General features: G+C 69.8%; 13 protein-coding genes and 2 pseudogenes. 11 read left to right on the top strand and 4 right to left on the bottom strand.

Features of this window, described 5'->3' with window-relative positions; genetic code table 11:
* The 11 genes and pseudogenes from WBP48_RS06625 to WBP48_RS06575 form a co-directional block, all read left to right on the top strand.
* Positions 1-418 (top strand): annotated as a pseudogene (locus WBP48_RS06625) (shikimate dehydrogenase); the annotation flags it as partial.
* Between the two features lie 4 nt (positions 419-422).
* On the top strand, positions 423-1,634 hold the full coding sequence (gene aroC / locus WBP48_RS06620; RefSeq protein ID WP_424437903.1) for a chorismate synthase: 1,212 nt from the start codon (positions 423-425) through the stop codon (positions 1,632-1,634).
* The gene (locus WBP48_RS06615; RefSeq protein WP_424437900.1) at positions 1,631-2,161 is read left to right on the top strand and encodes a shikimate kinase; all 531 of its coding nucleotides are present in this window, start codon (positions 1,631-1,633) and stop codon (positions 2,159-2,161) included. The genes aroC and WBP48_RS06615 overlap by 4 nt, the downstream gene beginning before the upstream one ends.
* Entirely contained in the window at positions 2,158-3,249 is a 1,092-nt protein-coding gene (gene aroB / locus WBP48_RS06610) for a 3-dehydroquinate synthase (RefSeq protein WP_424437897.1), read from the top strand. The genes WBP48_RS06615 and aroB overlap by 4 nt, the downstream gene beginning before the upstream one ends.
* Entirely contained in the window at positions 3,246-3,806 is a 561-nt protein-coding gene (locus tag WBP48_RS06605) for a GNAT family N-acetyltransferase (protein WP_424437894.1), read from the top strand. Before aroB ends, WBP48_RS06605 begins: the two co-directional genes overlap by 4 nt.
* A 229-nt stretch (positions 3,807-4,035) precedes the next feature.
* The gene (locus tag WBP48_RS06600) at positions 4,036-4,392 is read left to right on the top strand and encodes a hypothetical protein (RefSeq protein ID WP_424437891.1); all 357 of its coding nucleotides are present in this window, start codon (positions 4,036-4,038) and stop codon (positions 4,390-4,392) included.
* A gap of 9 nt (positions 4,393-4,401) precedes the next feature.
* On the top strand, positions 4,402-4,860 hold the full coding sequence (locus WBP48_RS06595; protein WP_424437888.1) for a type II 3-dehydroquinate dehydratase: 459 nt from the start codon (positions 4,402-4,404) through the stop codon (positions 4,858-4,860).
* A 107-nt stretch (positions 4,861-4,967) separates the two neighbouring features.
* The gene (gene efp / locus WBP48_RS06590) at positions 4,968-5,528 is read left to right on the top strand and encodes an elongation factor P (RefSeq protein ID WP_424437885.1); all 561 of its coding nucleotides are present in this window, start codon (positions 4,968-4,970) and stop codon (positions 5,526-5,528) included.
* Positions 5,529-5,545: 17 nt separating this feature from the next.
* Positions 5,546-5,956, top strand: coding sequence for a transcription antitermination factor NusB (gene nusB / locus WBP48_RS06585; protein WP_424437882.1), 411 nt, complete (start codon positions 5,546-5,548; stop codon positions 5,954-5,956).
* A 4-nt stretch (positions 5,957-5,960) separates the two neighbouring features.
* Positions 5,961-8,684 carry a DEAD/DEAH box helicase gene (locus tag WBP48_RS06580; protein WP_424437879.1) on the top strand — a complete coding sequence of 908 codons (2,724 nt, stop codon included), beginning with the start codon at positions 5,961-5,963 and terminating at the stop codon, positions 8,682-8,684.
* Between the two features lie 31 nt (positions 8,685-8,715).
* Entirely contained in the window at positions 8,716-10,272 is a 1,557-nt protein-coding gene (locus tag WBP48_RS06575; RefSeq protein WP_424437876.1) for a Rieske 2Fe-2S domain-containing protein, read from the top strand.
* 46 nt (positions 10,273-10,318) lie between these two features.
* Here the strand turns inward: WBP48_RS06575 and WBP48_RS06570 are convergent, their stop codons facing one another.
* From WBP48_RS06570 to WBP48_RS06555, 4 genes and pseudogenes are all read right to left on the bottom strand, one after another.
* Entirely contained in the window at positions 10,319-11,524 is a 1,206-nt protein-coding gene (locus tag WBP48_RS06570) for a hydroxymethylglutaryl-CoA synthase (RefSeq protein ID WP_424437873.1), read from the bottom strand.
* Complete coding sequence (locus tag WBP48_RS06565) at positions 11,521-12,570, bottom strand: hydroxymethylglutaryl-CoA reductase (protein ID WP_424437870.1); 1,050 nt, start codon at positions 12,568-12,570, stop codon at positions 11,521-11,523. The genes WBP48_RS06570 and WBP48_RS06565 overlap by 4 nt, the downstream gene beginning before the upstream one ends.
* Positions 12,560-13,708, bottom strand: a complete 1,149-nt coding sequence (fni, locus tag WBP48_RS06560; RefSeq protein WP_424437867.1) for a type 2 isopentenyl-diphosphate Delta-isomerase — start codon at positions 13,706-13,708, stop codon at positions 12,560-12,562. Before fni ends, WBP48_RS06565 begins: the two co-directional genes overlap by 11 nt.
* Positions 13,698-14,280 (bottom strand): annotated as a pseudogene (locus WBP48_RS06555) (hypothetical protein); the annotation flags it as partial. The gene fni and the pseudogene WBP48_RS06555, both read right to left, overlap by 11 nt.

The following is a 14,280-nucleotide window of genomic DNA, read 5'->3' as shown; positions in this document are numbered from 1 at the left end:
GCTCGGAGCCGACCGCGTCGATGTCGTGGCGCGCCGGCCGGACGCCGCCGCCGGACTCGCTCGCCTCGGCGCACACCTCGGCCTTCGGGTGGAGGTGACCGCGCCGGATGCCGTGGCCCCGGCATCCGTCCCGCTCACCGTCTCTACGCTGCCGGGCGGAGCCTCGCTCGACGTCGCGACCACCGATGCGCTCGTGGGGGGCGGGGGACTGCTGTACGACGTCGTCTACGGACACTGGCCGACCGTGCTCGCCGATGCCTGGCAGCGCGCCGGCGGGCGCGCTGTCGACGGCAGGGGCATGCTGCTGCGCCAGGCGGTACTGCAGATTCGGGCGTTCGCGACGGGCGAGGTGACCGAGCCGCTCCCCGACGAAGAGGACGTCGTGGCGGTCATGCGCGCAGCGCTCATGGGAGACTAGACGAATGCTCCGCGTGCTCACGGCCGGCGAATCGCACGGCCCCGAACTCGTCGCCTTCATGGAGGGCCTGCCGGCCGGCGTTCCTGTTTCACGCGCCGCGATCCAGGCGGACCTTGCGCGCCGCAAGCTCGGCTACGGCCGCGGCTCGCGCATGAAGTTCGAGGAAGACGAACTCACTCTCTCGGCGGGCGTCCGCCACGGCTACACGATCGGCAGCCCCATCGCACTGCGGATCGGCAACACCGAATGGCCCAAGTGGACCGAGGTCATGAGCGCCGAGCCGGTGGAACTGACCGAGAAATCCCGTGGCCGCGGCGCAGCGTTGACGCGTCCGCGTCCGGGCCACGCCGACCTCGTGGGCATGCAGAAGTACGGCTTCGACGAGGCCCGGCCGATCCTCGAGCGCGCGAGCGCCCGCGAGACGGCGGCCCGCGTCGCGCTCGGCGCGATTGCGCGCGCATTCCTCGGTGAGCTCGGGGTCACGCTCGTCAGCCACACGCTGTCGATCGGTCCCGTGCAGGTGCCCGAGCCGGCGCCGCTGCCCACGCCCGGCGACGTCGATGCGCTCGACGCCGATCCGCTGCGGTGCTTCGATCCGGCGACGTCGGCGCGGATGGTCGCTGAAGTGGATGCCGCCAAGAAGGACGGCGACACGCTCGGTGGCATCGTGGAAGTGCTCGCCTACGGGGTGCCGCCGGGGCTCGGATCGCACGTGCAGTGGGACCGGCGCCTGGACGGCAAGCTCGCGCAGGCGCTGATGTCGATTCAGGCGATCAAGGGCGTCGAGGTGGGCGACGGGTTCGAGACGACGCGCCGGCGGGGGTCCGCCGCGCACGACGAGCTGGTCGCAGCATCCGCCGGGATCACGCGCCTGTCAGACAAGGCCGGCGGTACCGAGGGCGGCATGTCCACCGGCACGGTGCTGCGGGTGCGCGCGGGCATGAAGCCCATCGCGACGGTGCCTCATGCGCTGCGGACGATCGACGTCGTAACCGGCGAGGCGGCGACCGCCCACCACCAGCGCTCCGACGTCTGCGCCGTTCCGGCGGCCGGTGTCGTCGCTGAGGCGATGGTCGCCATCGTGCTCGCTGAGGCGCTTCTGGAGAAGTTCGGCGGCGACAGCGTCGTCGAGACGCGCCGCAACCTCGACGGCTACCTTTCGGCGATCCCGGCGACCCTCCGAACGGCGTCCGACGCCGACGATACGCTCGGATGACCGGGCCGGCCCTCGTCCTCGTCGGCCCGATGGGCGCCGGCAAGACGAGCATCGGCAAGCGGCTCGCGAAGCTGCTGGGGACGACCTTCACCGACAGTGACGCTGCCATCGTGCGGGAGCACGGACCGATCGATCGCATCTTCGCCGAGCACGGCGAACCGTACTTTCGTGAGGTGGAGCGCGCGGCGGTGGCCGAGGCGCTTGAGCGCGGCGGGGTCGTCGCGCTCGGCGGCGGTGCCGTGCTGCATCCCGAGACCCAGCGGGACCTCGCCGCGCACCGGGTCGTGCTGCTGACCGTCGCACCGCGCAACGTCGCGGCGCGCATCGGCGGCGGCTCGCGCCCGCTGCTGCAAGATGGGGACCCGGTGGCGCGCTGGCATGAGATCCATGCGGCTCGCCGTCCCGTCTACGAGAGCGTCGCCGATGTCGTCTTCGACACCTCCACGGGCCCGCTGCAGCAGGTCGTCGACGCCGTCGCGGCATGGGCTCGACAGGCGGAATCACGACCGGCAGGAGAGAACGCATGACCGGGACCACCGATACGACCGTCATCTCCGTCGCGGGAGATCAGCCCTACGACATCACGATCGGCCACGGCATCCTCTCGCTCGTCGCCCATGCCCTGCCGCCCGAGGCGCGTCGTGTGCTCGTCGTCCACCCGCCGACGCTGGCCGAGAAGGCGGCCGCGCTGCGCGAGTTGCTGCTCGCGGACGGGCAGCGGCAGGTGCTGCTGGCCGAGGTTCCCGACGCCGAGCAGGGTAAGCGCGTCGAGGTCGCCGCCTTCTGCTGGCAGGTGATGGGTCAGGCGGATTTCACCCGCACGGATGCCGTCGTCGGCTTCGGTGGGGGAGCGGTCACCGACCTTGCCGGCTTCGTCGCGGCGACGTGGCTGCGCGGCGTCGCGGTCGTCCAGGTGCCGACGACCGTGCTCGCAATGGTGGATGCCGCGGTCGGCGGCAAGACCGGGATCAACACCAACGAAGGCAAGAACCTGGTCGGAGCGTTCTGGCCGCCGCGGGCCGTCGTATGCGACCTGGAGTTGCTGGACACGCTGAGCCGCAACGAGCGCGTCGCCGGCTTCGCCGAGGTCGTCAAGGCGGGCTTCATCTGGTACCCCGAGATCCTCGACCTCATCGAGGCCGACCCCGAGGCTGTCGTCGACCCGCACTCGGCAGCGTTTCGGCGCTGCATGGAGCTGGCGATTCAGATGAAGGCGCGCGTCGTGGGGGAGGACCTCCGCGAAGCGGGCCTTCGCGAAGTGCTCAACTACGGGCACACGCTCGGGCACGCGATCGAGCACGCCGAGCGCTACCAGTGGCGCCACGGCGCCGCCGTCTCGGTCGGGATGCTCTTCGCAGCCGAGCTCTCGCGCCTCGCCGGACGGCTGCCGGATGCCGCGGCGCAGCGCCACCGCGACATCCTCGAACTGCTGGGCCTGCCGACGTCGTACCGCGCGGGCGCGTGGTCGCAGCTGCTCGCGACGATGCAGCGCGACAAGAAGACCCGCGGATCGATGCTGCGCTTCATCGTGCTCGACGACATCGCCAAGCCCACCGTGCTGCAAGCCCCCGACGAATCCCTGCTGTTCGCCGCGTACCAAGAAGTCGCGCAGTGACCGCGGCCCTCGCCGTACGGCGGGTTCACCTTCACGAGTGGCGGGAGATCCGTGACCTGCGCATCGACGCGGTGAGTGACCCCGCTGCGCGCGTCGCCTTCCTGTCGACCCGTGATGAGGAACTCGCGCGCGACGACGCGTTCTGGCAAGAGCGTGCCGCCCGCGCGGCACTCAGCGACCAGGCGGCGCAGTTCGTGGCATCGCTCGCTTCGGTCGCCGACAGGTGGATCGGCACGGTGACCGTGCTGCTGCGCGACGCGGGTGCCGAGGATCATCTGGGGCGCGCTGTCGACGCCCCGCGTGCCGACGTGGTGGGCGTGTTCGTGCGGCCAGAGCATCGCGGCAGTGGCGTGCTCGACGCGCTGGTCGATGCGGCTGCGCATTGGGCGGCGTCGCATGGTGCCGACGCGCTGACCCTCGACGTGCACGAGCACAACGCCCGCGCACGAGCGGCGTATCACAAGCTCGGTTTCACCCCGACCGGCGAGCACTTCACGAGCGTCATCGGCCCCGAGCTCGTGATGCGCCGCGAGTCGCACCGCGACAGCCGCCCGTAGCGCGGCGCAGATCGCTCTCTCCGCGGCCCGCGCTCGGGCATTCGGGTGCTTCCGCTCGCGACAGTCACATCTTGATGCTCTGGGAGCATCAGTGCGTGAGTGGTCCTCACATCTTGATGCTCTGGGAGCATCAGTGCGTGACCATGGCCGAGAGAGGGATCGGGCGGGGCGCAATGCCACGGCGGTTGTCTCGGCAAGGCGTGTCCGAGGCCTGGAGCAGGCTGTCGGCATGAGCGAAACTCACAGCGAAACTCACAACCCCGCCCGACCGCTGCCCCGGTTCGATGCATCGGGATATGTCCGGCGCAGCCGGCGGCTGGGCGATCTCAGCCAACGCGACCTCGGTGACCTGGTCGGCATGCCACAATCCACGATCGCGCGTGACGTACACGCGGTTCCCGAGCACCCGACGATGAAGATGCTCTTCCGTGGAGCCGAACCCGTTCCCCGCAGCGGCGTCTGGCACCATCACCGGCAAGAGCGTGATCGACTGCGTGCGGAGGCGAGCAGGAGCGCGCAGCACGAGCAACTGACCGTCGGCGCGGCGATCGCGCGACGTCGCGGGCACCCGAAGCCGGAGAGGTAGGGTGCTGACGTGTCGCACTCACGCCGCCTGCTGCTCGTCAACGGTCCGAACCTCAATCTCCTCGGCATCCGCGAACCGGACGTCTACGGGCACGAGACTCTGGCCGACGTGGAGCGGATCGTGGCGGATGCCGCCGCAGACCGCGGCTACGAGGTGAGGGCGATCCAGAGCAACCACGAGGGCGTGCTGATCGACGCGATCCATGCGGCGCGTGAGGACTGCGCCGGCATCGTCATCAACCCCGGGGGACTTACGCACACCTCGGTCGTCCTGCGCGACGCGCTGTCGGGCGTCGCACTGCCGGTCGCCGAGGTGCACATCTCGAACGTGTACGAGCGCGAGCAGTTCCGCCACTTCTCGTACGTCGGCGACGTCGCGATCGTGCACGTGATCGGCGAGGGCGTCGCAGGCTACGCGCGCGCCACCGAACTGCTGATCGCGGCCATCACCGGTCTCGCCGAGGGCTGACAGCGCCGATCGCGTAGAATCGTGCGTCGGGCCTTTCTTCGCCCCTCTGCTTTCCGGCCGCGGAACACCTGCGCGGCGACTGAGACAACGAACGGAACTCCACAAAAATGGCATCGACCGCAGACATCCGCAACGGCGTCGTCCTCAACATCGACGGACAGCTCTGGAGTGTTGTGGAGTTTCAGCACGTCAAGCCCGGCAAGGGTGGTGCGTTCGTGCGCACCAAGCTCAAGAATGTCCTGACCGGCAAGGTCGTCGACCGGACGTTCAACGCGGGCGCCAAGGTCGAGATCGAGAACGTCGACCGCCGCGACTTCACATACCTGTACAACGACGGCGACGGCTTCGTGTTCATGGATGTCGCCGACTACGACCAGATCACGGTGGGAGCTGCCACGGTCGGCGACGCGGCGAACTTCCTGCTCGAGAACCAGCAGGTGCAGATCGCCCTCAACAACGGCAACCCGCTGTACATCGAGCTCCCGGCATCCGTGATCCTGGAGATCACCTACACCGAGCCGGGCCTGCAGGGCGACCGCTCGTCGGCGGGCACGAAGCCGGCGACGGTGGAGACCGGGTACGAGATCCAGGTGCCGCTGTTCCTCGAGACCGGCACCAAGGTCAAGGTCGACACCCGCACGGGTGACTACCTCGGCCGCGTGAACTGAGCCGAAGGTTCTGCGACATGAGCGCCCGCTCCAAGGCGCGCAAGCGCGCGCTCGACATCCTCTTCCAGGCCGACGTCCGCGGCGACGAGTTGCCGGTGACCCTCGCCGCCGAGGCCAAGCGCGCCGCGAGCGAGCCCGCCCGCGAAGCGTCGTGGCTGTACGCGCGCGAGATCGTCGATGGCGTCGTCGACAACCGCGACGAGATCGACGAACAGATCGTCACCAACGCGCGCGATTGGAAGCTCGAGCGGATGCCGGCGGTCGACCGCGCGATCCTGCGCCTGGCGACCTGGGAGCTGCTGTTCAACGACGAGGTTCCCGCCGCCGTCGCCATCGATGAAGCGGTGGAGCTGGCGAAGGAGTACTCCACGGACGACTCCGGGGCCTTCGTCCACGGCGTCCTCGCCCGCATCGCCCGCACGTCCTGATCCGGTGCACGACGCCGACTGGCGGAGCGTCCTCACCAGCAGGCGAGACGAGGGCAGCGTGCCGCTCGCGCTCGGTATCGAGCTGCGGGTGCGCCAGTCGAGGGAAGAGGCGGTGCACTGGGGGCCGCGCCGCGTGCAGACCGCGACGGCGCGCTCGCTCGAGACGGCGGCAACGCACGACGTCTCGGTGGGGCTGCGGCCGCTCGTGCGCAGCGACCGCACCGGCGCCTGGATCCGCTCCGACGTCTCGTGGGACGCGCTGCGCCGCTCGGCGATGCGCCACCCGCGCGACCAGCTGCGGTGGTTCACGACGCTGTTCGGCATTGCCCACGACACGCGCGTGCTGGGAGTCGTCCGCGACGACTCGGAGTGGATCACGCTCGATACCGTCGAGTCCGACCTCCTGTGGCCGCACCTGACGGCAGCGCGAGTCCTCGGCATCCCGCTCGTTGCGACGGCGAAGAACCAGGCCGTCGCCCTTGCGCCGGCCGCCGAGGTCGCCATCGAGATCTCGCGGACGGATGCCGGCGACCTCGACGTCGCGCCGACGGTCGCGATCGCAGGCAACCGCGCGGTCGCCGCGGTCGTGCGTCCCATCGGGCATTCCGGCGTGTACCGCGCAGAGATCCACGGCGGGAGCGGTGCCGATGACATCCGGCTCACGCTCGCCCCTGCTCCGCTCGGTGACGCACTCCACGACCTCCTCGCCACGGGACGGAAGCTGACCGTGCCCCGGGCCGAGACGTCGGAGTTCTTCGCGCAGGCCTACCCCCTGCTCGCAGCGGACAGCGCCGTCGTCGCGGGCCCGGGCGTCGTCCTGCCCGCTCCCGTCGTGACCGTCGAGGCGGTCGAGCGCAGCGGTGACCATCGCGAACTCCTCGGCGACCCGCGTATCACCGTGAAGACCGTCGAGACGACGGATGCCGACTGGTTCGACCTCGCGATCATCGTCGAGGTCGACGGGCGCCGCATCCCGTTCACCCCGCTGTTCACGGCGCTCGCGAAGCGCGAGAAGAAGCTCCTGCTCGCCGATGGCCGCTACTTCTCGCTCGCGCACCCGGCGCTCGACCGGCTGCGGGACCTGATCGCCGAGGCGGGGGAGCTGCCCGAATGGGAGGCGGGTCCGCGGATCAGCCGCTACCAGCTGGCGCTGTGGGAGGACTTCGAGGACCTCGCCGACCAGGCCGAGCCCGCCGTGGCGTGGCGCGAAGCCGCGCGGGCTTTCGCAGCGTCGCGGCCCGAGAAGGCCGGCGCAATCGCGCCGCCGCGGGGGCTGCACGCGCAGCTACGTCCGTACCAGCAGGAGGGGTTCGAACGCCTCGCGCTGTGGTGGCGCCACGGGCTCGGGGGCATCCTCGCCGACGACATGGGACTCGGCAAGACGGTCCAGGTACTCACACTGATCGCGTACGCCGTCGAGAGTCGGGCGGAGGGAGAGCGCCGGCCGTTCCTCGTGCTCGCTCCGACCTCCGTGCTGGCGACCTGGCAAGAGGAGGCGGCGCGGTTTACCCCGGGCCTGCGGGTGAAGGTCGTCGAAACGACGTCGAAGCGCCGCAGCGCGATTCCAGGCGACCGCGACGACGCCGACATCGTCGTGACCTCGTACACGCTGCTGCGGCTCGATGAGGAGCGCTTCACGGCCGTCGAGTGGGCCGGGATCGTCCTCGACGAGGCGCAGTTCGTCAAGAATCCGCGCACCCGACTGCACCAGGCCGTCCTGCAGCTGCGTGCCGACATCGTGCTCGCGGTGACGGGTACGCCGCTGGAGAACTCGCTCACCGATCTGTGGGCGCTGCTCTCGCTCACCTGCTCGGGTCTGTTCCCCTCGTCCCGCAAATTCCGCGAGGAGTATGTCAAGCCGATCGAGCAGGGAAAGGTGCCCGAGAACGAGGAGGGCGGCCCCTACCGCGAGCGGCGGCTCGCTCGGCTGCGCAGCCACATCCGCCCGTTCGTCCTGCGCCGCACGAAGGAGAGCGTCGCCCCGGAGCTGCCCGAGCGGCAGGAACAGGTGCTCACCGTGGAGCTGAGCCCCGCGCACCGCGCCGTCTACGACCGGGTGCTGCAGCGCGAGCGGGCGAAGGTCCTGGGGCTCCTCGAAGACCTCGACCGCAACCGCTTCATCGTGTTCCGCTCGCTGACGCTGCTGCGCCTGCTCGCGCTCGCCCCTGCGCTCGTGGACGTGGGCGGTGCGCATGCCGGCGCCGGCACCGCCGGCATCCGCTCCGCGAAACTCGACGCCCTGCGCGAGAAGCTCGGCGAACTCGTCGCCGAAGGACACCGCGCGCTGGTGTTCAGCCAGTTCACGTCCTATCTCGATCTGGTGCGGGCGGACTTCGAAGCCCACGGCATCCGCTACGCATACCTCGACGGGTCCACGCGTCGCCGTGGTGAGGTCGTCGAGGCCTTTCGCGAGAGCGACGCGCCGGTGTTCCTCATCAGCCTCAAGGCCGGCGGCTTCGGGCTCACCCTGACCGAGGCCGACTACGTCTTCCTCCTCGACCCGTGGTGGAATCCCGCCGCCGAGGCTCAGGCCGTCGACCGCACCCATCGCATCGGGCAGACCCGACCGGTGAACGTCTACCGGCTGATCTCCGGCGGGACGATCGAGGAGAAGGTGGTCGCCCTGCAGCAACGCAAGGCGCGGCTGTTCCGCTCCGTGATGGATGACGACGACACCCTCGCTCGCAGTCTCACGGCCGACGACATCCGCGATCTTCTCGCGCCGTAGACTCGATCTCGCCCGATCAGGAGGTTCCCCCATGCGCATCACAGGCCTTGGCCACGCCGGAATGTTCATCGAGACGATGGGTGGTTCGATCCTCTGCGACCCCGTGATCGGGCCGAGCTTCTTCGGATCGTGGTTCCCGTTCCCCGACAACCGCGCGCTCGACTGGGAGCGGTTCGGGCGGGCCGACTTCCTCTACATCTCGCACCGCCATCGCGACCACTTCGACCCGCGAGTGCTGGAGCGCTACGTCCCGAAGGACATCGCGGTCCTCCTGCCGGAATACCCCACCGACGACCTCGAGGTCGACCTCCGCGCCCTCGGCTACGACAACATCGTGTACACACAGGCGGGCCTCCCGCTCGAGTACCCGGGTGGCCTCAAGATCATGGTGACGCCGCTGCGGGCGCCCAGCGACGGGCCCATCGGCGACTCTTCGCTGAGCGTCGACGACGGCACCGCCAGCATCCTGAACCAGAACGATTCGCACCCGCTGGATCTGGAGCGGCTGATGTCGTTCTCGAAGCCCGACGCGTACTTCACCCAGGTCTCCGGGGCGATCTGGTGGCCGATGGTCTACGACCTGCCGCAGGAGTCCAAGCAGCATTTCGCAAGACTCAAGCGCGACGCGCAGAACAAGCGCGCGATGTACTACATCGAGAAGGTGGATGCCGAGCACGTGTTCCCCATGGCGGGGCCGCCGATGTTCCTGCGCGAGGAGCTCTTCCGTTACAACGGCTACGGCCTCGAGGACGACTCGATCTTCACGGATCAGCGCCAGTTCCTCGCCCACATGCGCGAGCTGCGTCCCGAGCAGAAGGGCTACGAGTTCGTCCCCGGAACGCAGGTCGACCTCGACCACGGCGTGATCGAGGTGACGCAGACTCTGTACACGCAAGAGGAGATCGACCGCGTCTTCGACGACAAGTGGGACTACCTCGCGTCGCAGCGTGACAGCAGGCAGGACGAGGTGGATGCCGAGGTCGCCCATCGCGCGGCTGTCATGCCGCCCGAGCAGATGCTCGCGGAAATCAAGGCCTGGTGGGAGCCGCTGCTGCGCCGGGCACGGACGATCCGCGCCGGCGTCGGCGGCAACGTCCGCTTCCGCATCGGTGAGCTCGACATGGTCGTGGACTTCCCCAAGGCGAAGGTGCGCGAGTACGCGGGAGAGGAGTGCATCTACTGGTACACGATCCCCGCCGACCTCGTCTCGACCAACATCGCCGACCACGAGATCGACTGGTCGAACTCGATCTTCCTGTCGATGCAGTTCGACGTGGGGCGCAGCGGCAAGTTCAATGAGTTTCTGACGACGTTCCTGAAATGCCTTTCGCGCGACCGCATCGAGTACGTCGAGAACTGGTACGCCGAGCAGAGCGACCAGACCGAGGATGCCGAGATCGGCGACTGGACGGTGCAGCGGCGCTGCCCCCACCTGCGCGCCGACCTCACGAAGACCGGCCGGATCGAGGACGGCGTGCTCACGTGCGCCCTGCACGACTGGAAGTGGGACCTCGCGAGCGGCACGTGCCTCACGACGCCGGGCCACCCCATCCGCGCCGAGCGGGTCCTCGAGCCCGTCGCGGAGTAGCGCGACGCGAGGCTGTACCACTGTGTTGCCTGGTGCGGCGGCGTCGCTACGCCGTGCCCGGCCGCACCTCGTACCGACGGGCGCTGCCGGTGATCCCCGCGAAGCGGAACGGCCCGGGCGTCTGGAGGGGGAGTGCCACATCGTCGCCCGAGCCTCGGGCCGCGGTGACATGGAGCTCGCGGTATTCGGCGACGGCGATCGGTGTGCGTGCCTCCAGCGCTGCGCGCGTCGCGTCTGCGCGGGTGAGGTCCCGGTATCCCGGTTGCACAACGACGGAGAACACCTCGCCGGTGCTCCCGGAGCCGTAGCTGTACATCCCGATGCGCTTCCCGGCGAGGTCCTCTTCGCCGTCCAGGAGAGCTCCGAGCGCGACGAACAGCGACGCCGTGTACGAGTTGCCCAACCGCCGGTTGTACCGCGTCGATGACTCCACCTGCGCGGGATCCGCCTCGATGCCGAGGTGGCTCGCGAGGTGGCGGTGCGCCTTGTGCGCCATACGGGTGAAGGGCTGATGGTGGCACCACCACGCGATGTCGGCGGCATCCGCTCCGCCGCGGCTGCGGTAGTCCTCCCACGCTCCGACGAACGCGTTCATGTAGGCCTCTACCGACAATCGGCCGTCGACGAGTGCGGTGTTGCAGTCGTTGGGCCGCCAGAAGTCGTTGATCGCCTCGGTCCACACACCTGTCGGCGCTTCGACCTCGACGAGTCCCGGGTCGGAGGTCACGAGCATTGCTACGGCCGCTGCCCCTTGCGTCGGCTCGGCGGCCGAGTCGATCTCGTAGCGCGCGATGTCGGACGCGATGACCAGCACGGCGGAGTCCGGCTCGCGGGCAACCATACCCAGTGCGGCCTGCAGCGCGGCCGTCCCGCCGTAGCACGCCTGCTTGAACTCGACCACGCGGCAGGATGCCGGCAGCTCCAGCAGTTCGTGGACGAACGCGGCGGCGGACTTGGACTGATCGACACCCGATTCCGTCGCGAACAGGACGCTGCGGATCCGGTCGGCGCCGTGGCGCTCGATGATCGGCGCGGCCGCAGCGGCGGCCATCGTCACGATGTCCTCGTCGGCAGCCGGGACGCCCATCTGGTCCTGACCGAGGCCGATGCGGAACTTGTCGGGGTCGACTCCGGTGTGGGCGGCGAGATCGCCCAGGTCGAGCACGCGGCTGGTCGTCGCGATCGACAGATCGTCGATACCGAGCACGAACCGGGCGGGCGTACCGGCTCCCGCGGATGCCGCGGCGCTCACGATTGCGTCGCCGATCGCCGCTCCATCACGAGGTGCGAAGCCATCAGCTCGCCTTGGTTCGTCTGCGCCGCCAGCAGCGACAGCTCGCCGCACAGCACCGTCGCCGCGACGATGCCTGCCAAGCGCCGCGCCCCCGAGCCCGGCGCCCCCGCATCCCGGCATCCCATTCTCTCGAGGGCCTCCTCGACGAACGGCAGGTCTTTGCCGTTGCCGACGGTGCCGACGATGAGGTTCGGCAGCGTGCACGAGAACAGCAGGTCGCCCTCGCCGCGCCGCTCCGCGTACGTGATGCCCTGCGAACCCTCGACGATGTTCGCGGCGTCTTGACCGGTCGCGAGATAAACGGCCAGGAGCATGTTCGCGTAGTGCGCGTTCGCCGAGCGGAGGGCACCGGCGATCGTGGAGCCCACGAGGTTCTTGCGCGTGTTGAGCGCGACGATGCGGTCGGCGCTGGAGCGCAGCTGCTCGACGACGAGCCCCGCGGGCACCTCGATCTCGGCCACGACGCTGCGGCCGCGCCCGAGGATGCCGTTGACGGCGGTCGCCTTCTTGTCGGAGCAGTAGTTCCCCGAGATCGAGCCGTACGCCAGCTCCGGGTGTCCTCGCAGGATGTGGTCCATGAGACCCTCGGCGGCGAGAGTCACCATGTTGTGGCCGGACGCGTCGCCGGTCGTGAGCGCGAACCGCACGAACAGGAGATGCCCGACGACCTCGGTGTCGATCTCGATCAGCCGTGCGTGGCGGCTGCGGTCCTGCACGACGGCTCCCAGTTCCTCGATGCGATCCTCGAGGTCGCGCCCCGCAGCGACGGCCGCCGCGGCGGTGGGTGCGATGAAGAGCGTGGACCGCGTCATCCGCTCGTCGACGACGCTGACGCGGATGCCGTCGGGTACAAGGCGCGACAGACGCGCGCCCCGGCCCACGGACGGCCACAGCGGCGACTCGTACGTCGCCAGAGGCACCTCGACCTCACCCGCGACGTCACCGCTCAGGTGCAGCGGTCCCACCCAGCGAGTGGGAACAGGGGTCGTCAGTTCACCGGTCATGCCGGCTCCTCTCTGCGTGGATCTGCCCGTGTGCGCCGCCATGATCTGTCGGCACTGCAGCGGATCGATGGGCCAGCGGGGCGAGGTTCACGCCCCGCGCGCGACAGTACTCAGCGGTCGCCCCGCGCACGATGACGTCAGCGCGCGCCAGTGCCGCCGGCTCGGGCGCTCCCAGCAACGCGCACAGTGCGCGCAGATGCTCCTGCCACTGGCGGATCCGGGTGACCAGTGCGTCGGGACCGCCGTCGAGCACGACGCGCAGGAAGGTGCCCGACACCCCGACGGCCCGCGCTCCGAGCGCCAGCGCCCGCGCCACGTCCAGTGGCGTACGCACTCCGCCGGAGGCGAGCAGCTGTGGGGAACGTTCCGGGGCTTCCAGCAGGCATGCGACGGCGCTCTGGCCCCACCCGATCAGATAGTCGTAGTCGTGCGCGGCGCGGCGCGCGTTCTCCACCCGCACGAAATCGGTCCCACCGCGGCCCGCGACGTCGGCACCGGTGACGCCGAGGTCGGCGATGAGGGTCAGCGTCTCGGGGCTCAGACCGAAACCGACCTCTTTGACGACGACGGGAACCTCGGCGGATGCGACGATTGCCGCCAGCGAGCGCTGCCACGAGGAGAACGCACGGCGTCCTTCAGGCATGACGGTCTCCTGCACAGCATTGACGTGCACTTGCAGCGCGTCGGCGCCCAGCAGGTCGACCGCTCGGCGTGCATCGTCGGCGCTGCGCTCGATCCCGACGTTGGCGAGTACGAAGCCGTCCGGGTTCTCCTCGCGCAGCACGCGGAACGTGCCCGCGACGGAGGGGTCGTCGAGCGCGATGCTGACCGAGCCGGATGCGAGGGCCACACTCGTCTCACGCGCCGCGATCGCGAGCGCCCGGTTGATGCGTCCGGTCTCGGCCGTTCCCCCCGTCATCGCATTGATGTACAGCGGCGATGACCAGCGAGCGCCGAGCACCTGCACCGACAGGTCGACGAGATCCTCGTCGATGCCCGCCAACGCGTGGTGGACGAAGGACACGTCCGCGAACGGCTCGTCCGCGGGGCTGCGCTCGTACTGCGCAGCGGCCAGACGCACGTGGTCGTCCTTGCGCTCGGCAGACGCGGACTCAGCGGGTACGGGCTCAGCGGACATGGAGCATCCCTTCAGCCGGATGCACTCCCAGGGTGAGGTGACGGATGTCGTGGTCCTCCCATGCCCGCAGGATGCCGGGGATGTCGGCTCCGCGGGGGGCCAACACGATGCCGCAGTCGCCGCCGCCGGCTCCCGACGGCTTCGCCGCGGCACCGGCCGCCTCGGCGACGTCGCACAGCGCCGCCAGCCGGGGGGTCTCGATCTGAAGACCCGCCTGGTCTCCCAGCCGCTGCAGCAGACGACGCGACGCGTGCACCGCCGCGAGCGTGGCATCGTCATCACCGCGGCTGAGCGAGTCCCACAGTCCGCTTACACAGGCGCGGGAATCCAGCAGGAACCCGGGCTGGTCGACGGCACCGGCCCTGGTACGGCGTTCCACGGCGCCGACGAGGCGTTCTGTGGACGCGGGCTCGCCCGTCCAGCCCACGAGGAAGCGCAGGTCCTCGGGCGGCCGCAGGCGTACGATCTCCAAGCACGCCCAGGGGTCCGTACCGGCGAGTCCGCGGACGTCTCCGCCGTCGTCTCCCGCGTGGACTGCGCGCAGCAGGGGCAGGATCGGCCCGCGCGCGGAC

This window comes from Microbacterium sp. (assembly GCF_049661145.1).
In the GTDB taxonomy this organism is placed as follows: Bacteria; Actinomycetota; Actinomycetes; order Actinomycetales; family Microbacteriaceae; genus Microbacterium.
This window is presented reverse-complemented; position numbering and strand designations above follow the sequence as displayed.

What these genes read in the sequence shown, in the direction of transcription:
- nusB (WP_424437882.1), top strand. Translation starts at nt 5,546, where the DNA reads ATGAGCGCCCGCTCCAAGGCGCGCAAGCGCGCGCTCGACATCCTCTTC.
- aroC (WP_424437903.1), top strand. Translation starts at nt 423, where the DNA reads ATGCTCCGCGTGCTCACGGCCGGCGAATCGCACGGCCCCGAACTCGTC.
- WBP48_RS06575 (WP_424437876.1), top strand. Translation starts at nt 8,716, where the DNA reads ATGCGCATCACAGGCCTTGGCCACGCCGGAATGTTCATCGAGACGATG.
- WBP48_RS06565 (WP_424437870.1), bottom strand. Translation starts at nt 12,570, where the DNA reads ATGACCGGTGAACTGACGACCCCTGTTCCCACTCGCTGGGTGGGACCG.
- efp (WP_424437885.1), top strand. Translation starts at nt 4,968, where the DNA reads ATGGCATCGACCGCAGACATCCGCAACGGCGTCGTCCTCAACATCGAC.
- fni (WP_424437867.1), bottom strand. Translation starts at nt 13,708, where the DNA reads ATGTCCGCTGAGCCCGTACCCGCTGAGTCCGCGTCTGCCGAGCGCAAG.
- WBP48_RS06615 (WP_424437900.1), top strand. Translation starts at nt 1,631, where the DNA reads ATGACCGGGCCGGCCCTCGTCCTCGTCGGCCCGATGGGCGCCGGCAAG.
- aroB (WP_424437897.1), top strand. Translation starts at nt 2,158, where the DNA reads ATGACCGGGACCACCGATACGACCGTCATCTCCGTCGCGGGAGATCAG.
- WBP48_RS06600 (WP_424437891.1), top strand. Translation starts at nt 4,036, where the DNA reads ATGAGCGAAACTCACAGCGAAACTCACAACCCCGCCCGACCGCTGCCC.